The organism is Mesorhizobium sp. M1006, from assembly GCF_040318825.1.
Taxonomy (GTDB): Bacteria; Pseudomonadota; Alphaproteobacteria; order Rhizobiales; family Rhizobiaceae; genus Mesorhizobium.
The window spans coordinates 212,840-230,426 of sequence record NZ_JAMYMZ010000005.1 but is presented as its reverse complement, the minus strand read 5'-3'; the positions used below and the strand labels follow the sequence as shown (position 1 = coordinate 230,426).

Sequence of the window (17,587 nt, the reverse complement as noted above, 5' to 3'; positions counted from 1 at the left end):
GCTGAAAGTAGAGACGCAACGAGACTGATGTCGCCATTGCGACAACGCTCAAATGGTCTTCTTCAGCAGCAGCAGCATCCAGGCGGCCACGGCCGCCGCTGCGTCGTCCAGATGATGCCGAACCCACCCCTTACCTTCTCATGCGCGATAGGATGGGCCAAGGTTTGACCACGTCAAAAAAACCGGAAAGCAAGGAACCTGCCGACCACCAGAGCGGCTCGAGCGGCAGCATGGAAAGTGTGACGCGGCGCTACCCGATCCTAGCCAGTGCCTTTCCGGGATAGGATCAACTCACGGATTTGCCAGCCTGTAACTTTCTTACGAGGCCGATCAACTGATCCAGATCAGCGCGTGGAAGCGCAAGTATCTCGGGCGGGGGTTTGTGATATTCCTTCATCAATTCCTTGATGGTTGCGGCACCTTTGGGTGTGAGCTTGACAAGCTTCACACGGCGATCGCCTGGCGACGGAATCCGTTCGGCGAGCCCCGCCTGCTCAAGCCGGTCGACCAGCCAGGTCGCCGTCGATGGATCGCACTGCCATTGAGCAGCCAATGCGCCGATCGGCTTGCCCGCATCTTTGTCGAGCGTGAAGAGGGCGCGGGAGTCGTTGGGCGTCAGACCCAATTTCTGCTGGATCGCCAACCGGTCCGGCGCGGACCGCATCAGGAAATCAAACATCAGGCGCCATGCCTCGGTGGCGTGCTGCAAGCGATCTTGGCTCGGTCTCATTCCACGCTCCTTCGTGTCTTGACACATACTTGGACCAATCATATGATTTGATCAATCAAAATGTTTTTGTGGTCAAAACAATGAGAGGAGATCCGAGATGACCAATACCACGGTTCTCGTCGTCGGAGGCGGCCTGAACGGTCTGACGGCGGCCGCCCTTTTTGGCTCACAACGACATTGCGTGTGTCCTCGTCGAGCGTCATCCCGACACGTCAATCCAGTACAAGTTTGCCGGCATCTCCCCGCGCAGCATGGAGATATTCCGAAGCCTCGGCCTCGAGGAGGAGATTCGTACAAATCGGACGGGGGACCAGCAGGCAGGCGCTATTGCGCGCGCCAGGAATCTCGCCGATCCGGAGATTCAATGGGGCGGACCGGCGTGGCCGGATGCAAGTGCCCTCAGCCCCACGCAACCAGCGACGTGTGATCAGCACGTCCTGGAACCGATTCTGCGCCGCTACGCCGAGCGGAACGGTGCAGACGTGCGTTTCAGCACGGAGCTGGTGACTTTCGATCAGGACGAGACCGTCGTCCGCGCGGAAATTCGCGATATCGCGACCTGCGCAAAGGAGGTCATCTCGGCCGACTATCTGATCGTCGCGGACGGTGCGAACGGTTCCCTGCGAGAGAGGCTGGAGATCAGCCGCAGCGGGGCAGGCGGCCTTCAGCACTGGATGAATGTCGTCTTTGACACGGACATGCCTCCGACGATAGGCGGCAAGCGCTTCACGTCGTGCTTCGTGACGGACCTCAACGGGACCTTCACGCCCAGACAGGGTGGACGATGGCTTCTGGCGCTCCAGTACTTTCCCGAAAAGGGCGAGAAACCACAGGATTTTGATGAAGCCAAGTGCAGGGAACTGATCATACGAGGTGCGGGCCGGCCGGACATCACGACGAGGCTTGTCGATGCGCGCTCCTGGGAAGTGGCCGCCCTCACAGCGCGCCAATTCCGCCGAGGCCGCGCGTTTCTTGTGGGGGATGCCGCACATGTGATGCCCCCAACAGGCGCTTTCGGTGGCAATTCAGGTATCCACGACGCCCATAACCTTGCCTGGAAGCTTGCGATGGTAGCACGCGGGCATGCCGATCCCTCGTTGCTGGATAGCTATGACATGGAGCGCCGGCCGGTCATCGAGGCTACGTTGGCGCAAGCGCTCGCCCGCCTACAGAAATGGTTCGACGATCCGTCGAAGCGGTTGCCTCCTCCTGTTGCGATCGTCGAGGATTACGACGTGGTATTTGGCCAACGCTACGCTGCAGGCATCGTGGCTCTGGAATCCACACCGGACGATCACCCATTCCAAAAATCCACGGAGCTGTCGGGCCGCCCCGGCACGCGTTTGCCGCATTTCGCGGTCGGGCGTGCCGGCCAGCGGATTTCGAGTCTCGATTTGTGCGACCGCGATCTTCTTCTCCTCTGCGCCGACGAAGCATGGTGTCAGGCCGCTGACTCCGTAAGCCAGCGCCTCGGGATGCCGCTGACGTGCCACTCGTTGGGTGCGAATGGGGATCTGCTTGACTTGGACCATCGGTGGCCTTCCGTGCTCGGGGTTAAAAGCGGCGGTTCCGCCTTGGTCAGACCGGACGGATTTGTCGCGTGGCGGTCAACGCACGGTGTGCCTGATCCTGTACAGGTGCTGATCGAAACACTTGATGGGCTCGGTTTCCGCACGGAGGCGCACGAACATCATCGGTGAGCGGCGGCGAGTGCGGATGCCTCCCGCCTTCGGGCATGACTTCCTTGCCGATGCCATCACTGGGAATGACAACGATGCCAGGCGCTTGCTCCTTTCCTACTCGTTGTCGCCGAGTAGGGCCGCGCACACCGCTTCGGTGACCTTATCGGTGGTGGCACTTCCGCCGAGATCGGGCGTGTGCAGTGAGGCGTCCGCCGTCACGCGCTCGATGGCGCGCATCAGGCGCGCCGCGGCAGCCGGCTCGCCAAGATGCTCCAGCATCATCACCGCCGACCAGAACGTGCCGACCGGATTGGCGATGCCCTTGCCGGTGATGTCGAAGGCCGAGCCGTGGATCGGCTCGAACATCGACGGAAACCGCCGCGCGGGGTTGAGGTTCGCAGTCGGCGCAATGCCGATCGATCCGGCAAGTGCGGCCGCAAGATCCGACAGGATATCGGCGTGAAGATTGGTCGCGACGATTGTGTCGAGCGAGCGCGGATTGAGCGTCATGCGCACTGTCATCGCGTCGACCAGCATTTTGTCCCATGCGACATCAGGAAAATCGGCCGCGACCTCACGGGCGATGTCGTCCCAGAGCACCATGCCGTGACGCTGGGCGTTCGACTTGGTGACCACGGTCAACAGCTTTCGCGGCCGCGACCGCGCCATCTCGAAGGCGAAGCGCATGATGCGCGTCACGCCGGCGCGGGTGAAGATCGAGACCTCGGTCGCGATTTCCTCAGGCAGGCCGAGATGCGAGCGCCCGCCCTGGCCGGCGTATTCGCCTTCCGAATTCTCCCGAACGATGACCCAGTCGAGATCCCCTGCCGTGACGCCGCGAAGCGGGCTCTCGATACCGGGCAGGATGCGGGTCGGGCGGACATTGGCGTACTGGTCGAAGGGCTGGCAGATCGCGAGCCGCAACCCCCAAAGCGTCAGATGGTCGGGCACGTCTGGCGCGCCGACAGCGCCGAAATAGATCGCATCGAAGGCCTTCAGCCGCTCGGTGCCGTCCTTGGGCATCATCACGCCGTTGAACTTGTAGTAGTCCGAGCCCCAGTCGAAATGCTGCACCTCGAGACTGAAACCGCCGTCGCGCGTGGCGCAGGCGGCCAGCGCACGAAGGCCGGCCGCTACGACTTCCTTGCCGATCCCATCGCCTGGAATGGCCGCGATCCTATAGCTTCGCATTAGTCCAGTCCTCCCCTTGTGGCGCTAAACTAGCATGGACCATCGTGCTGGCCTTTGGCCGTGAGGCCGAATGCCGCCATTACGGCAAATGGTCAATCAATCCGTTCAGCAGGAGCAGCAGCACCCCGGCGGCCACAGCCGCAGCCGCATCGTCCACCATGATACCGGCCCCACCCCTTACCTTGTCATGTGCGATACGGATGGGCCAAGGCTTGACGACGTCGAAAAACCGGAAAGCAAGGAAGCCTGCTGCCCACCAGAGCGGATCGAGGGGCAGCATGGAAAGGGTTAGGGCCGCGCCGAAGGTCTCATCAATGACGACGATCTGCGGATCCTCCGTCCCGGTACGGGAGATAACATACGATGACGCCCATACGCCGACGGCGAACAGGGCCACGTAGGCAAGCACCGTCAGCCAAGGTGATGCGGGTATCAGAGCCGCGGCAACAGCCACTCCAACCATTGCGCCGGCCGTGCCCGGCCATATTGGAGATAATCCCGCGCCGACAGAGGTCGCGAGCAGGTAGGCGAACTTGGGTGGAAACTTATGCATCGATTTTCGGCCGGCTTCCCACGGATCGCAAGCGATCATAGTCACATCGTTCGGGTGCTGCCGCCAGACTGCTGTTCGATTTGCACCACCTCACAAGGGCATCGCCCAAACCGTGAAAATGCTGTCGGGCGGCTGTCGCAGCGACTGGAAGTTCTGTTTCGCCGCCAGCTCGGCGAGTACCTTAATCCGCCGGCCCCATTCGCCAAACGAGATCATTTTTGCGGCAAGTTGAGAACGTTGCTGAGCCCGGTCTCGGCCCGCATTGGCCAACCGAAACGGTGGCGACGGTGGAACAAACCCGCAAATTGCTGGTAAAGCTCCGTCAACCGACATCATCAGAGGAGCCGCCATGATCGCCGGTCTCATGAAAAGTCGCATCGACCCGCTATGGGAGCAGGCCGCCTCTCCGCTGATCGGGATCGGCATGACGCCGAACCAGGTTACGGCCAGCGGGCTGGTGCTCGTGGCTTTGTCTTCGGCCGCCTACGCGTTTCATCATTCAAGTCTTGCCTTTGGCCTTTGCCTGGCGTTTGCCTTCAGCTTCGATGCGCTGGACGGTGCGGTCGCCCGCCGGACAAATATGAGCACCAAGGCCGGTGGCTATTTCGACGCCGTCGTCGACCGCTATCAGGAATTGGCCGTCTTTGCGGCTATCGGCTGGGTTGCCGATCTGTGGGCGATCGCAATGTTCGCATTCGCGGGCGGGATCCTCACCAGTTACGCCAAGGCGCGGACGGCGCTGGAAATCCCTGTGAAAAACCACGGTTGGCCGGATTTCTTCGAGCGGATGGAACGTCTGGTGTTCATTTGCGTGCTGCTCGCCGCCGACGGAGTCGCGACCGCGATGGGCGCGGCTTCGCCCTGGATTCTGGCGGGTGGGTTCGCGCTGTACGCAGTGCTGGCCAACGCCACAGCCCTGCAACGGATCAGTCGCGCATTTGCGATGCTGAAACGAGCCGACGGGAAGCAGCCGTGAGACTACGGGGATGCTTGCACTTGGCCTCACCTGAGGCTATGCAATGCTTCACATGAATGGAGAGCGGCGATGTTGGCATTTGGAAATATAGCCGATGTGCTGGGGCTGCCGCCCAAGGAGACGGCTGCACGGTCGCCATTCGGGCTGATGGCTCGAATCGAAGACGGATTGCCGTTGGGTGCGCTTGAACGCGTCTCACAATTGCTGGCACCGGCCGATACGCAATTCAAATATCGCCTCGTCCCAAAGGCAACTTATGAGCGCCGCAAGAGAGGTGCTCTCCGACTCTCTTCGGAAGAGGGCATGCGGGTGGCGCGGGTGGCGCGCCTATGGAACCTGGCCCTCGACGTTTGGCAGATCGAAGGTGAGGCTCGTGACTTTCTGTTTCGGTCTCATCCCATGCTGGAAGACCGACGCCCGATCGACGTGGTCATTCAAAGCGAGATCGGCGCCGAACTGGTGCTCGATATCCTTGCAGGCCTGAAGTACGGCACCGCTGCTTGACGGCACAGATACTCGATCGCATGCTGCAGTGCTTCAGGATCGGCGATCCAGCCGGCACATATCCGATCTTCGACGCGACGGGCTCGACGATAGCGCCTGGCCGCTGGAACACGCCCGGCAGCCCGTTGATCTACACCAGCGAGCATTATTCAACGGCCTTGCTGGAAAAGCTGGTGCACGGCAGCGGCAGACTGCCGCCCAACCAGCCTTACGTCCAGATCATGCTTCCGCGCGGGCTGAGCTACGAAATCTTTTCTCAGCCGTCGTTGCCCGGATGGGATATGATGCCGGCAACGGTGAGCAAGGAATTCGGTGAGACATGGTGTGTCGAGCGCCGCAGCGCGATCCTGATCGTGCCAAGCGTCGTGGCTCGCCCCGACAACAACGTGTTGATCAATCCGGCACATCCGGAGTTTTCCCTGATCACGGCCAGCCTGCATCAACCCGTATACTGGGATAGCCGCCTGTTTGGCTCCTGAGCCGGGCAGAGAGGCAGGTTCCTACTTAACACAACCCGTCAGCGCCAACTCAAGCCTGGAGCGACATGGGTCAGGATCGCCTCGATAACATGGACATTGTACTCGACGCCGAGCTGGTTGGGGACGGTAAGCAGCAGCGTATCGGCCTCGGCGATGGCTTCGTCGCCCTTTAGCTGCTCGATCAGGACGTCCGGTTCGGCGGCATAGGAGCGGCCGAACACCGCGCGTCTGTCTGCCTCGATGTAACCGAAATGATCTCCGCTCTGGTTGCCGCCGAAATAGGCTCGGTCGCGATCGTCGACCAGCGCAAAAATGCTCCGGCTCACCGACACCCGCGGCTCGCGCGTGTGTCCGGCCGCCTTCCAGGCCTCACGAAAAGCCCGGATCTGTTCGGCCTGCTGGACGTGAAACGGCTTTCCGCCTTCATCGAATTTGAGCGTGGAGCTCTGCAGGTTCATCCCCAGTTTCGCCGCCCATTCGGCGGTGGCGTTTGTGGCGGCGCCCCACCAGATGCGCTCGCGCAGGCCCTCCGAGTGCGGCTCGACGCGAAGCAGGCCAGGCGGGTTGGGAAACATCGGCCGCGGGTTGGGCTGCGCAAAGCCTTTGCCCAGCAACACTTCGAGCAGCACTCCGGTGTGTCTACGGGCCATGTCGGCATCGCTCTCGCCCTCTTGCGGGGCGTAGCCGAAGTAGCGCCATCCCTCGATCACCTGCTCCGGCGAGCCTCGGCTGATGCCCAGCTGCAGACGCCCTCCGGCGATTAGGTCGGCGGCGCCGGCGTCCTCGGCCATGTAGAGCGGGTTCTCATAGCGCATGTCGATCACCGCCGTGCCGATCTCGATTCGGCTGGTCTTCGCCCCAACCGCCGCCAGCAGCGGGAAGGGCGAGGCGAGCTGGCGGGCGAAGTGATGCACGCGGAAATACGCGCCGTCCGCACCCAGCTCCTCGGCCGCGACGGCCAGGTCGATGGACTGCAAAAGCGCGTCGGCTGCCGTTCGTGTCTGCGATTGCGGCGAGGGCGTCCAATGCCCGAACGAGAGGAAACCAATCTTCTTCAACCAGCCTAAAGGGGAGCCAGGTGCAGACTATGCTGCGGCGCGAAGCAAAGCATCGCAAAATCGGTGCCGATGACCGCCTGCCTTGACGCGCAAAACTTGAATCGGCGGTTGTTGATCAACGATGGCCGACCGTGCCGAGCTGCCGTCGGACGCGAGTCTAGAAAGGTGCCGCGAACGCGAGCAATATCGCGATGAGGATCAACAGCGGTCCCATCCATTTGAAGCGAGTCCCAAAGTTGGTCCACCATGCTTGCTGCTGGCCGGGGCGAGCTTGGAACGGGTCCGCGAGAAATCCGAAGCCGACGCCAGCCATCCACAACCCGGCGCAGAACATGATGAACTCGTCGATGTATTCCGCGACCATGCTTCGAAGCTTTCGAATTTATGCCGCCGCTACATGCGCCGAATTCGAGCCGATATAGTTTCGGATCGTTTCGATGATCCGGTCCTGGTCAGCCTCGCTCAGATAGGGATGCATCGGCAGGCACAGGATGCGCTTCGGCAGCTCTTCCGAAACGGCAAGGCCGGTCGGCGTGCGCGGATAATCGCGATAGGCAATCTGGCTGTGCAGCGGTTTCACATAGTAGATGACCGACGGAATGTCCTTTTCACCGAGATGTGCCTTGAGCCCGTCGCGTTTCGGCGTTTCGATGGCGTATTGCGCCCAGGCCGAGCGGCCGCCGCCCAGATTGCGCGCCGCCTTGACGATATCGCCGAGACCTTCGGCATAGCGATTGGCGACCGCTTGCCGCGCCACCATCTCGTCCTCGAGGATGGCCAGCTTCTCTATCAGGATCGCCGCCTGAAGCGTGTCGAGCCGTGAATTGATGCCGACGCGGACATTGTCGTATTGCGTCTCGCCCTTTCCGTGGAAGGCGAACGAGCGCAGCTGTTCGGCCATCGCATCGTCATTGGTGAACATCGCACCGCCGTCGCCATAGCAGCCGAGCGGCTTTGCCGGATAGAAGCTGGTCGAGCCGACGGTGCCGAACGAGCCGCACATCTTGCCGTCAGCCGAGCCGCCGGTCGCCTGCGCCGCATCCTCGATGACCATCAGGCCTTCGCGATCGGCGATGGCCATGATCGCCTCGTAATCGGCGGCGAGGCCGAACAGGTCGACGGGAATGATTGCCTTCGGCCTCAGCCGGCCCTCCGCCTTGATCATGGCAATTGCCGCCTCGAGGCTGGCGATGTCGATATTGTAGCTGTCGGCATCGACATCGACGAACACCGGTTCGGCCTTGGTCAGCGCCACCACTTCGGCCGTGGCGGCGAAGGTGAAGCTCGGCACGAACACCGCGTCGCCCGGGCCGATGCCGGCGGCAAACAGCGGCAGCAGCAGCGCATCGGTGCCGTTGGCGCAAGCGACCACGTGCTTGGTGCCGATATAGGCGGCGAGCTTGTTTTCGAATTCGGTGACCTGCGGTCCGAGAATATAGCGGCCTTCGTCGACAACCCGGTCGATTGCCGCTTTCAGCCTGTCGCGGATGCGTTCGCGCTGCGCGCCAAGATCGATGAACTGCATGTCGGCCTCAAACGGTTTTAGTCAGATAACCGGCCGCTGGTAGCAGACTTGGTACGGCCGAGAAAGCCGCAGGGCAAAAACCCTGAATTGCTCAAGTGTCGCAGCCTGTTACCTCTGATTTCCGATCTGCCCTCTTAAACGCGTGGAAATGCGGGCTTCGGCCGGCCTGATACAGGCTTCGCATCCCGCCCGCCAGGCTGGACGAAACATAAAGTGATCGTCGGTGAGCAGTCCATGGGCTGCGCACCAGCCGGTCAAGTGATTTCATGCCGCCATGGCGGGTTGGCGCCGGCCCGCGATACCGTCACCGCCGCCGCCTTGGCACCGAGCGTAAGCGCCTTGTGGATGGCGTCTTCCGGCAAACTGGCGATTGCCGTCTTCGACAGCAGACCCTGTTCGTGCAAGGAGGCAAGAATGCCGGCATTGAATGTGTCGCCGGCGCCGACCGTATCGACCACCTCGACCTTGTCCGGCACGACGGTGACCCGGTGCTGGCTGCTGTAACCGACCGCGCCTTCGCTGCCGTGGGTGACGACGATCAGCTTCGGGCCGCGATCCAGCCAGTTGCGGACGACGTCCTCATGCGAGCCGGCTTCGCCGAACCAGTTCAAATCCTCGTCCGACAGTTTCACGATGTCGGCCATCGCCATCATGCCGCGGATGCGCCTGAGGTGCTTGGCCTTGTCGGGAATGAAGTTTGGCCGGATGTTGGGGTCGAGCATCATCACGCGGCGCTCATGTTCGCGCCGCATGAACTCCTCATAGGCCGATCCGGCCGGCTCCGAGATCAGGCTGATGGCGCCGAACAGCATGGCCTCGATCTCGCTGCCGAGTTCCGGCAGGTCCTCGATGGTCAGCATGCGCCCGGCGGTGTTCTCGTCATAGAAGGTGTAGGTCGCTTGGCCGTTGGTGAGCCGCACGAAGGCGAGCGTGGTCGGCCGCGGCGAAGTGTGCGCATAGGTCGAGCTGACCTTGCTGTTCCCCAGCGCCTCCCTGAACTGCACGCCGAACAGATCCGACGACAGGCCGGAGAAAAAGGCAGCGGGCGCGCCGAGCCGGCCTAGCGCAATGGCCGAGTTGAAGACGGCACCGCCGACATAGGGGGCAAAGGCCGGCTCGCCCTCCGTCGTGGTCCGCGGCAGCATGTCGATCAGGGCTTCGCCGCAGCAGAGGATCATGAAGTCTTGCTTTCCGGCGGATAGATCACGCCCTTGCGAATGATGATGTTGGCATAAAGTCGCGGCTCGCTCGTCGCGACGATCGCGTGCGCGGCCTTGACCCGTGCATAGAAGTCGGCACCGGCAAGCGCAACCACCTTGCGGCCCGGCGCACGCCTGGCGCAGATCGCTTCCATCTCATAGTGAACCGGATCGGCGAGCAGGGGATCGCCTTTGGCCGAGGCGCGAAACAGCGCCTGCGGCACGGCGTCGTCGACCGGCAATACGCTCAATACCGCATCGAGCACGGGGACGAGATGATGACTGTCGGCGCGGACCAGCCGCTGTGCCTGCTGCTCGGCCGGGTAGTTGCCGTCGACCAAGGCGATCTCGTCGCCATGGCCCATGGCGCGCAATATCGCCAGAAGCTCGGGGCCGAGCAGCGCCGGGATGCCGATCAGCATGCTCAGAAGCTCCGGGAAATCGTGGTCGAGCCGATGAGGAAGCGCTCCGACAGCGGCAGGCTGGCGCCACCCAGCGCCCGCGCATGGATGCCGACGGTTCCCTCGCGAACGGCCGGCAGCCTCAGGCCTTCGCCGTCGATCCGGCCGATGGCCTGGATAACGGCATCGACAAGCCGCCTGCGCACGGCAAGCGGCATCCATCCGTCGATCACCGCGGCATCGAAGTCAATGACGGAGGAGGCCGAAACGATGGCATAGGCAAGCGCCTGCGAGGCGCTGGCGATCCAGTCGTCAAGCTCGGCGCCGATCTCGCCCCAGTCCCCCGGTGATGTCCACAGATGCGAGGCCTCGATGCCGCGCGCGTTGAGCGCCTTTTCCAGCATGGCGATCGACGCCACGTCGATCAACTGCGTCGGCTTGCCGTCCGGCCCTGGCACCGGCATCGAGCCCAGCGCGCCGGCATTGCCGGTTGGGCCACCAAACAACCGGCCGTTCAGCACGATGCCGCCGCCGGCAAAGGCACCGATATAGAAATAGACGAAATCGCGTGCCGCACCCGCCGCGTGGCCGAACACGAGCTCGGCGCCGCAGGCCGAGGTGGCGTCGTTCTGCAGATAGACTGGAAATTCGCATTGCGCCTGGATATCGGCGCGGATGTCGCGATGGCGCCATTCGTCCATGATTTCACGCGGCGCGCCGGCGGTGTCGGCCCAGTTCCACAATTCGAACGGCATGGCGATGCCAAGCCCGGCAATGCGTTTATCCTGCGCCGGGGTGAGTTCGCCGCGCATCTTCTTCATGCCGCTTGTGACGAATTCCACCGTTTCGCGCGGCGCCGGATAGCGGTAGGAATGCTGCAGCATCGAGCGCACACTGCCGAGGAAATCGATCAGCACCAATTCGGCGCTGCGGCGGCCGATCTTCAGGCCGATGAAATAGGCGCCGTCGGGATTGAGCGCCATGGGTATCGAGGGCTGGCCGATCTTGCCGCGCAACGGCGCCTGGCGGACGAGCAGGTCGTCCTCCTCCAGCTCGCGCATGATGACCGACACTGTCTGCGCCGAAAGGCCGGTCATACGTGCGATGTCGGATTTGGCCAGGCTGCCGTGCTGGCGCACCAGCGACAGCACCAGCCGCTCATTGTGGTCCCGCATGCCGCTTTGATTGGTGCCGCGGTGCAGGCGGCTTTCGGCCGCATCGGGCGAGCCGTGCCTCGTAATGCCGGTCTCCACCCTGTTCCTCCCGTCGTTTCCCCTCAATGCTTTTGGTCTAGAGTGAGTGAACAATCCTGCGTTGTCAATAATAAATAAGAGTGATTTAATTATTGACAGTGCTGCCGGACTGGTGTCTCTTGAGGTCGGCGCCGACACTGGGAGATTTCGTCGGACGCGCTGCAGATGCCGGTTGGCCGGCATCCTAAATGGTTCCATGGGAGGAAAATCGTGACCACGTCAAAACTGTTGAAATCCACCGTGTTTGCCGCGGCCGGACTGAGCCTGATGGCCTTTGCGTCGACGGCATCGGCCGCCGGGGTCGGCGCCTGCTTGATCACCAAGACCGACACCAATCCCTTCTTCGTCAAGATGAAGGAAGGTGCGGCGGCCAAGGCCAAGGAGCTTGGCGTCGATCTCAAGACTTACGCCGGCAAGATCGACGGCGACAGCGAGAGCCAGGTGGCTGCAATCGAGAGCTGTATCGCCGACGGCGCCAAGGGTATCCTCATCACCGCGTCCGACACCAAGGGTATCGTGCCGACCGTGAAGAAAGCGCGGGACGCCGGGCTGTTGGTGATCGCGCTCGACACCCCGCTTGATCCGATCGATGCGGCTGACGCGACCTTCGCGACCGACAATCTGGAAGCCGGCAAGCTGATCGGCGCATGGGCCGCCGCGACGCTTGGCGATAAGGCCAAGGATGCCAAGATCGGCTTCCTCGACCTGACGCCGTCGCAGCCCACGGTGGATGTGCTGCGCGACCAGGGTTTCATGATGGGCTACGGCATAGACGTGAAGGACCCCAACAAGATCGGCGACGAGGACGATCCGCGCATCGTTGGCCACGACGTGACGAACGGCAATGAAGAGGGTGGTCGCAAGGCGATGGAGAACCTTCTGCAGAAGGATAACACCATCAACGTCATCCACACCATCAACGAGCCCGCAGCTGTCGGCGCCTACCAGGCGCTGAAGGCCGTCGGTCTCGAAAGCCAGGTGCTGATCGTCTCGGTCGACGGTGGCTGCCCCGGCGTGAAATCGGTGACCGAAGGCGTGATCGGCGCTACCTCGCAGCAATACCCGCTGCAAATGGCGGCGCTCGGCATCGAGGCGATCGCCACTTTCGCCAAGGACGGGACGAAGCCGAAGCCGACCGAAGGCAAGAACTTCTTCGATACCGGCGTCAATCTTGTCACCGACAAGCCCGCCAACGGTGTGAAGTCCATCGACACCAAGGAAGGCCTCGCCAAGTGCTGGGGTTGAGCCTGGCCTGACCGGCAACAGATCGCGATCGGCCGGGGCTTGATCCCCGGCCGCTCCGGGTGGACGATGTGCCGATCTAAACGCAAATAGTGCCGGCGGCAGACCGGAAGGCGTGGATGGCGTCGGCGGTTGGCCGAAGCCCAGGGGAGGAAACATGGCTCAAGCACAAGAATTCGAAAAAGTTCTATCGAGCAGCGACACAAGCGTCGCCGCGTTCGACGACCATAAATCGGCCGTCAAGCGTGCCCAGCATTTCCTGCATTCCACGCCGGCAGCAGTGCCGCTTATCGTGTTGGTTCTGGCTATCATTATTTTTGGTATCACCATCGGCGGGCGTTTTTTTTCATCCTATACGCTGACGCTGATCCTTCAGCAGATCGCCATTGTCGGCATTCTGGGCGCCGCACAGACGCTGGTGATCCTGACTGCCGGCATCGACCTGTCGATTGGCGTGATCATGGTGATTTCGGCTGTGATCATGGGCAATTGCGCGGTCAGCTACGGTATGCCGGCCGTGCTCGCGGTGGCGATCGGGCTTCTCGCCGGTGGCGCGTGCGGCCTGCTCAACGGTGTGCTGGTCGCCTACATGAAGCTGCCGCCCTTCATCGTGACGCTCGGCACCTGGAACATTGTCATGGCCACCAACTTCATCTATTCGGCCAATGAGACGATCCGCGACACCGACGTCGACGTCCAGGCGCCTCTGCTGCACCTGTTTGCCCTGAGCTTTAAGGTCGGCACGGCCGTGCTGACGCTTGGCGTCATTGCCATGGTCGTTCTCGTGTTGGTCCTCTGGTACGTGCTCAACCACACCGCATGGGGCCGCCATGTCTACGCGGTCGGCGACGATCAGGAGGCTGCGAAACTGTCGGGCATCCAGACGAAGAAGGTGCTGATGACCGTCTATGCCCTTGCCGGGCTGATCGCCGCCTTCGCAGCTTGGGTCTCCATCGGCCGCAATGGCTCGATCTCTCCTTCCGCCGCTGTCACCGACTACAATCTTCAGGCCATCACCGCGACGGTGATCGGCGGTATTTCTCTGTTCGGCGGGCGCGGCTCGATCCTCGGCACGCTGTTCGGCGCCATGATCGTCGGCGTCGTCTCGATGGGCCTCAACATGCTGGGCGCCGATCCGCAGTGGAAGGTGCTGCTCACCGGCGTGCTGATCATCGGCGCCGTGGCGATCGATCAATGGATCAGAAAGGTTTCGGCATAGCCATGACCCAGGAACCCATCCTCATCGCGCGCGGTCTGGTCAAGCGCTATGGCCGCGTCACCGCCCTCGACAACGCCGATTTCGACCTCTATCCGGGCGAAATCCTTGCCGTCATTGGCGACAACGGCGCCGGCAAGTCGTCGCTTATCAAGGCGATTTCCGGCGCGGTCGTGCCCGACGAAGGTGAGATACGACTTGAAGGCAAGCCCGTTGCGTTCAAGTCGCCGATGGAGGCACGGGAGGCCGGCATCGAAACAGTCTATCAGAACCTGGCTCTGTCGCCGGCGCTGTCCATCGCCGACAACATGTTCCTCGGCCGGGAGATCCGCAAGCCGGGATTCCTCGGCGAATGGCTGCGCATGCTCGACCGCCCGGCGATGGAAAAGCGCGCCCGCGACAAGCTCACGGAGCTTGGCCTGATGACCATCCAGAACATCAGCCAGGCCGTGGAAACGCTTTCCGGCGGCCAGCGTCAGGGCGTGGCGGTGGCGCGCGCCGCCGCCTTTGGCAGCCGGGTGGTGATCATGGATGAGCCGACGGCGGCACTTGGCGTCAAAGAGAGCCGCCGCGTCCTCGAACTGATCCTCGACGTGAAGAAGCGAGGCCTGCCGATCGTGCTGATTTCACACAACATGCCGCATGTCTTCGAGGTGGCGGACCGCATCCACATTCACCGGCTCGGCCGTCGCCTGTGCGTCATCGATCCGAAGCAGTATACGATGTCCGACGCGGTCGCCTTCATGACGGGCGCCAAGGTGCCGCCGGAAGCGGCGCTGGCGGCTTGAGCAAGAACTTGAGGCCCATCGCCAAGGGTCCCAAACGCGCTGTTTCCAAATGCCAAATTGCCGCAGGGCAACCCGGCTTGCGATCACCTGAATCGATTGAACATCCGGTGGGATGCACTAGCATTGGCAGAGATGGTGAAAGCCGCATGATCCTGGCAACGTCACGAGAGGCAGCATGACGCGCGCGATGACAACCGAAGCTCCTCTGCCCACGCTCAAAAACCCGGATCCCAAGACGCTCGCCGAGGAAGTCTTGCAAGCCCTCAAATACAGGCTCGGCAAGGGCACCAACGTTGCAACCCAGTACGATTGGCTCACCGCCTCGATCAAGGTTGTACGCGACCGCATAGTCGATCACTGGATGCAGGCGACCCAAGAGGCCTACGCCCAGCAGGAAAAGCGCGTCTACTACCTGTCACTGGAATTCCTCATCGGCCGCCTGATGCGCGATGCCTTCTCCAATCTCGGCCTGATGGACAATATGCGCGAGGCGCTGTCGTCGCTTGGCGTCGACCTCGACATCATTGCAGCGCTCGAACCGGACGCTGCCCTTGGCAATGGCGGTCTTGGCCGGCTCGCCGCCTGCTTCATGGAAAGCATGGCGACCGTCAATATCCCCACGCATGGCTACGGCATCCGCTACGCCAACGGCATGTTTCGGCAGGAGATCCATGACGGCTGGCAGGTGGAGCTGCCCGAGACGTGGCTCGATCACGGCAATCCCTGGGAGTTCGAGCGCCGCGAACGCTCCTTCGAGGTCGGCTTCGGCGGCTCGGTGGAATCGATCACCTCGAAGGACGGCAGGCTCGAGCGGCACGTCTGGAAGCCGACCGAACATGTTCTGGCCGTTGCCTACGATACGCCGGTGGTTGGCTGGCGGGCCAACCGCGTCAACACGCTGCGTCTGTGGTCCGGCATGCCGGTCGACCCGATCCTGCTCGACAAGTTCAATGCCGGCGATCACATCGGTGCGCTCGCCGAAAGCAACAAGGCCGATGCGTTGTCGCGCGTCCTTTACCCGGCCGATTCCCACAAGGCCGGCCAGGAGTTGCGGCTCAGGCAGGAGTATTTCTTCTCCACCGCCTCGCTGCAGGACATCGTCCAGCGTCATCTCAGCCAGTATGGCGACCTGCAATCGCTGCCCGACAAGGCGGCGATCCATCTTAACGACACCCATCCGGCCATCGCCGTCCCCGAGTTGATGCGCCTGTTGATGGATGTCCACGGCATGGATTTCGACCAGGCCTGGAGCATCACCAAGCGCACCTTCGGCTACACCAACCACACGCTCCTTCCCGAAGCGTTGGAAAGCTGGCCCGTGCCGCTGTTCGAGCGGCTGTTGCCGCGCCACATGCAGATCGTCTACGCCATCAACGCCGAGGTGCTGCTCGAGGCGCGCGCCTCCGACCAGTTCTCGGACGAGCAGATCAGCCGCATCTCGCTGATCCAGGAAAATGGCGATCGCCGCGTGCGTATGGGCAATCTGGCCTTTGTCGGCTCGCACTCGATCAACGGCGTCTCGGCACTGCATACGGAATTGATGAAGGAGACGGTGTTTGCCGACCTCCACAGGCTCTACCCGGATCGCATCAACAACAAGACCAACGGGATCACACCGCGGCGCTGGCTGATACAGTGCAATCCTGGCCTCACTGCACTCACCCGAGAGGCGATTGGCGATGGCTTCCTCGACGACATCGACGAGATAAACCGGCTTGATCCTCTTGCCGAGGACGCCGCCTTCCGCGACAAGTTCGCCGCCGTCAAACGGGCGAACAAGACGAGGCTTGCCAATCTCGTTGCAGACCGGCTCGGCATCAAGGTCGACCCGTCGGCGCTGTTCGACATCCAGGTCAAGCGCATCCACGAATACAAGCGCCAGCTCTTGAACATTCTCGAAGCGGTCGCGCTTTACGACCAGATCCGCTCGCATCCGGAGCGCGACTGGATGCCTCGCGTCAAATTCTTTGGCGGCAAGGCGGCGCCCAGCTATCACAACGCCAAGCTGATCATCAAACTTGCCAATGACGTCGCCCGAGTCATCAACCGCGACCCGGCGGTACGCGGCTTGCTGAAAGTGGTATTCGTGCCGAACTACAATGTCAGCCTGGCCGAGATCATGATGCCGGCCGCCGATCTGTCGGAGCAGATATCGACCGCCGGCATGGAAGCGTCCGGCACCGGCAACATGAAGTTCGCGCTGAACGGCGCGCTGACCATCGGCACGCTCGACGGCGCCAATGTCGAGATCAAGGAATGTGTGGGCGACAACAACATCTTCATCTTCGGGCTGACCACAGAGGAAGTCGCCGAGCGGCGCAACAATGGTTACGATCCGCGCGCTGTGATCGAGGGATCGCCTGAATTGGCGCAGGCGCTTGCCGCGGTTTCGTCCGGGGTTTTTTCACCTGATGATCCGGACCGTTATCGCGACCTGATCAACGGCCTTTACCAGAGCGACTGGTTCATGGTCGCCGCGGATTTCGATGCCTACGCCGCCACCCAGCGCGACGTCGATGCCGTCTGGCGCAACAGCCCGGACTGGTACGCCAGAGCGATCCGCAATGTCGCGCGCGTCGGCTGGTTCTCGTCCGATCGAACGATTCGCCAATATGCGAAAGACATCTGGCACGTGCCCGCCTGATGTGATTGCATGAGACCAGGAACAATGTGGCCCTAGTGGAGTGATTTGACCCTCGCATCCCTTGGAGGGTAAGGCGGCATGGCGACTGTCGAACTCAAAACTTCACTAGAAACATACACTTGGTGCCCGGGGAGGGTCACTGCCTG

At 62.2% G+C, this 17,587-nt stretch carries 18 protein-coding genes; 8 read left to right on the top strand and 10 right to left on the bottom strand.

From position 1 onward, the window contains the following. Positions 1–286: 286 nt before the first annotated feature. The gene (locus NKH60_RS07145; protein WP_352470937.1) at positions 287–730 is read right to left on the bottom strand and encodes a MarR family winged helix-turn-helix transcriptional regulator; all 444 of its coding nucleotides are present in this window, start codon (positions 728–730) and stop codon (positions 287–289) included. 161 nt (positions 731–891) lie between these two features. On the opposite strand from NKH60_RS07145, the gene NKH60_RS07140 reads away from it, so the two are divergent. Then, the gene (locus NKH60_RS07140; RefSeq protein ID WP_352871607.1) at positions 892–2,430 is read left to right on the top strand and encodes an FAD-dependent monooxygenase; all 1,539 of its coding nucleotides are present in this window, start codon (positions 892–894) and stop codon (positions 2,428–2,430) included. 96 nt (positions 2,431–2,526) lie between these two features. Here the strand turns inward: NKH60_RS07140 and NKH60_RS07135 are convergent, their stop codons facing one another. The 3 genes from NKH60_RS07135 to NKH60_RS07125 form a co-directional block, all read right to left on the bottom strand. Then, complete coding sequence (locus NKH60_RS07135) at positions 2,527–3,603, bottom strand: tartrate dehydrogenase (RefSeq protein ID WP_352470939.1); 1,077 nt, start codon at positions 3,601–3,603, stop codon at positions 2,527–2,529. Between the two features lie 79 nt (positions 3,604–3,682). After that, positions 3,683–4,195 (bottom strand): phosphatidylglycerophosphatase A family protein, encoded by a 513-nt coding sequence (locus NKH60_RS07130; protein ID WP_352470940.1) that lies wholly within the window; start codon positions 4,193–4,195, stop codon positions 3,683–3,685. Positions 4,196–4,246: 51 nt separating this feature from the next. Then, a complete protein-coding gene (locus NKH60_RS07125; protein WP_352470941.1) occupies positions 4,247–4,507 on the bottom strand; it encodes a hypothetical protein in 261 nt (86 codons plus the stop codon). On the opposite strand from NKH60_RS07125, the gene NKH60_RS07120 reads away from it, so the two are divergent. The 3 genes from NKH60_RS07120 to NKH60_RS07110 all read left to right on the top strand — a co-directional run bounded on the left by NKH60_RS07120 (position 4,506) and on the right by NKH60_RS07110 (position 6,115). Next, entirely contained in the window at positions 4,506–5,132 is a 627-nt protein-coding gene (locus tag NKH60_RS07120; RefSeq protein WP_352470942.1) for a CDP-alcohol phosphatidyltransferase family protein, read from the top strand. The two genes, NKH60_RS07125 and NKH60_RS07120, sit on opposite strands and share 2 nt — an antisense overlap. A 69-nt stretch (positions 5,133–5,201) precedes the next feature. Beyond that, positions 5,202–5,636 (top strand): antitoxin Xre-like helix-turn-helix domain-containing protein, encoded by a 435-nt coding sequence (locus tag NKH60_RS07115; protein ID WP_352470943.1) that lies wholly within the window; start codon positions 5,202–5,204, stop codon positions 5,634–5,636. Continuing rightward, complete coding sequence (locus tag NKH60_RS07110; RefSeq protein ID WP_352503465.1) at positions 5,633–6,115, top strand: RES family NAD+ phosphorylase; 483 nt, start codon at positions 5,633–5,635, stop codon at positions 6,113–6,115. Before NKH60_RS07115 ends, NKH60_RS07110 begins: the two co-directional genes overlap by 4 nt. A 38-nt stretch (positions 6,116–6,153) precedes the next feature. Here NKH60_RS07110 and NKH60_RS07105 read toward each other — a convergent pair whose 3' ends face one another. The 6 genes from NKH60_RS07105 to NKH60_RS07080 all read right to left on the bottom strand — a co-directional run bounded on the left by NKH60_RS07105 (position 6,154) and on the right by NKH60_RS07080 (position 11,551). Beyond that, the gene (locus NKH60_RS07105; RefSeq protein ID WP_352871603.1) at positions 6,154–7,173 is read right to left on the bottom strand and encodes an LLM class flavin-dependent oxidoreductase; all 1,020 of its coding nucleotides are present in this window, start codon (positions 7,171–7,173) and stop codon (positions 6,154–6,156) included. Between the two features lie 157 nt (positions 7,174–7,330). Beyond that, entirely contained in the window at positions 7,331–7,537 is a 207-nt protein-coding gene (locus tag NKH60_RS07100; RefSeq protein ID WP_352871601.1) for a hypothetical protein, read from the bottom strand. Positions 7,538–7,555: 18 nt separating this feature from the next. Beyond that, a complete protein-coding gene (locus tag NKH60_RS07095; RefSeq protein WP_352490788.1) occupies positions 7,556–8,698 on the bottom strand; it encodes a DegT/DnrJ/EryC1/StrS family aminotransferase in 1,143 nt (380 codons plus the stop codon). Between the two features lie 254 nt (positions 8,699–8,952). Next, complete coding sequence (locus tag NKH60_RS07090; RefSeq protein ID WP_352871599.1) at positions 8,953–9,876, bottom strand: carbohydrate kinase family protein; 924 nt, start codon at positions 9,874–9,876, stop codon at positions 8,953–8,955. Further along, entirely contained in the window at positions 9,873–10,319 is a 447-nt protein-coding gene (locus tag NKH60_RS07085) for an RbsD/FucU family protein (protein WP_352871597.1), read from the bottom strand. Before NKH60_RS07085 ends, NKH60_RS07090 begins: the two co-directional genes overlap by 4 nt. 2 nt (positions 10,320–10,321) lie before the next feature. Then, the gene (locus NKH60_RS07080; protein ID WP_352470950.1) at positions 10,322–11,551 is read right to left on the bottom strand and encodes an ROK family transcriptional regulator; all 1,230 of its coding nucleotides are present in this window, start codon (positions 11,549–11,551) and stop codon (positions 10,322–10,324) included. 267 nt (positions 11,552–11,818) lie between these two features. Between NKH60_RS07080 and NKH60_RS07075 the strand changes: the two genes are divergently transcribed. The 4 genes from NKH60_RS07075 to NKH60_RS07060 all read left to right on the top strand — a co-directional run bounded on the left by NKH60_RS07075 (position 11,819) and on the right by NKH60_RS07060 (position 17,441). After that, complete coding sequence (locus NKH60_RS07075) at positions 11,819–12,796, top strand: sugar ABC transporter substrate-binding protein (protein WP_502893787.1); 978 nt, start codon at positions 11,819–11,821, stop codon at positions 12,794–12,796. 154 nt (positions 12,797–12,950) lie between these two features. Then, on the top strand, positions 12,951–14,012 hold the full coding sequence (locus NKH60_RS07070; RefSeq protein ID WP_352503463.1) for an ABC transporter permease: 1,062 nt from the start codon (positions 12,951–12,953) through the stop codon (positions 14,010–14,012). Positions 14,013–14,014: 2 nt separating this feature from the next. Continuing rightward, on the top strand, positions 14,015–14,797 hold the full coding sequence (locus NKH60_RS07065; RefSeq protein ID WP_352470952.1) for an ATP-binding cassette domain-containing protein: 783 nt from the start codon (positions 14,015–14,017) through the stop codon (positions 14,795–14,797). Between the two features lie 175 nt (positions 14,798–14,972). Further along, positions 14,973–17,441: a glycogen/starch/alpha-glucan phosphorylase gene (locus tag NKH60_RS07060; protein ID WP_352871594.1), complete on the top strand. Its 2,469-nt coding sequence runs from the start codon at positions 14,973–14,975 to the stop codon at positions 17,439–17,441. Positions 17,442–17,587: the final 146 nt, after the last annotated feature.

Excerpts from the sequence above, each read along its gene's own strand:
- NKH60_RS07145 (WP_352470937.1), bottom strand. The coding sequence starts at position 730 with ATGAGACCGAGCCAAGATCGCTTGCAGCACGCCACCGAGGCATGGCGC.
- NKH60_RS07115 (WP_352470943.1), top strand. The coding sequence starts at position 5,202 with ATGTTGGCATTTGGAAATATAGCCGATGTGCTGGGGCTGCCGCCCAAG.
- NKH60_RS07090 (WP_352871599.1), bottom strand. The coding sequence starts at position 9,876 with ATGATCCTCTGCTGCGGCGAAGCCCTGATCGACATGCTGCCGCGGACC.
- NKH60_RS07125 (WP_352470941.1), bottom strand. The coding sequence starts at position 4,507 with ATGGCGGCTCCTCTGATGATGTCGGTTGACGGAGCTTTACCAGCAATT.
- NKH60_RS07085 (WP_352871597.1), bottom strand. The coding sequence starts at position 10,319 with ATGCTGATCGGCATCCCGGCGCTGCTCGGCCCCGAGCTTCTGGCGATA.
- NKH60_RS07100 (WP_352871601.1), bottom strand. The coding sequence starts at position 7,537 with ATGGTCGCGGAATACATCGACGAGTTCATCATGTTCTGCGCCGGGTTG.
- NKH60_RS07070 (WP_352503463.1), top strand. The coding sequence starts at position 12,951 with ATGGCTCAAGCACAAGAATTCGAAAAAGTTCTATCGAGCAGCGACACA.
- NKH60_RS07075 (WP_502893787.1), top strand. The coding sequence starts at position 11,819 with ATGGCCTTTGCGTCGACGGCATCGGCCGCCGGGGTCGGCGCCTGCTTG.
- NKH60_RS07095 (WP_352490788.1), bottom strand. The coding sequence starts at position 8,698 with ATGCAGTTCATCGATCTTGGCGCGCAGCGCGAACGCATCCGCGACAGG.
- NKH60_RS07130 (WP_352470940.1), bottom strand. The coding sequence starts at position 4,195 with ATGATCGCTTGCGATCCGTGGGAAGCCGGCCGAAAATCGATGCATAAG.
- NKH60_RS07065 (WP_352470952.1), top strand. The coding sequence starts at position 14,015 with ATGACCCAGGAACCCATCCTCATCGCGCGCGGTCTGGTCAAGCGCTAT.
- NKH60_RS07135 (WP_352470939.1), bottom strand. The coding sequence starts at position 3,603 with ATGCGAAGCTATAGGATCGCGGCCATTCCAGGCGATGGGATCGGCAAG.
- NKH60_RS07060 (WP_352871594.1), top strand. The coding sequence starts at position 14,973 with ATGACGCGCGCGATGACAACCGAAGCTCCTCTGCCCACGCTCAAAAAC.
- NKH60_RS07120 (WP_352470942.1), top strand. The coding sequence starts at position 4,506 with ATGATCGCCGGTCTCATGAAAAGTCGCATCGACCCGCTATGGGAGCAG.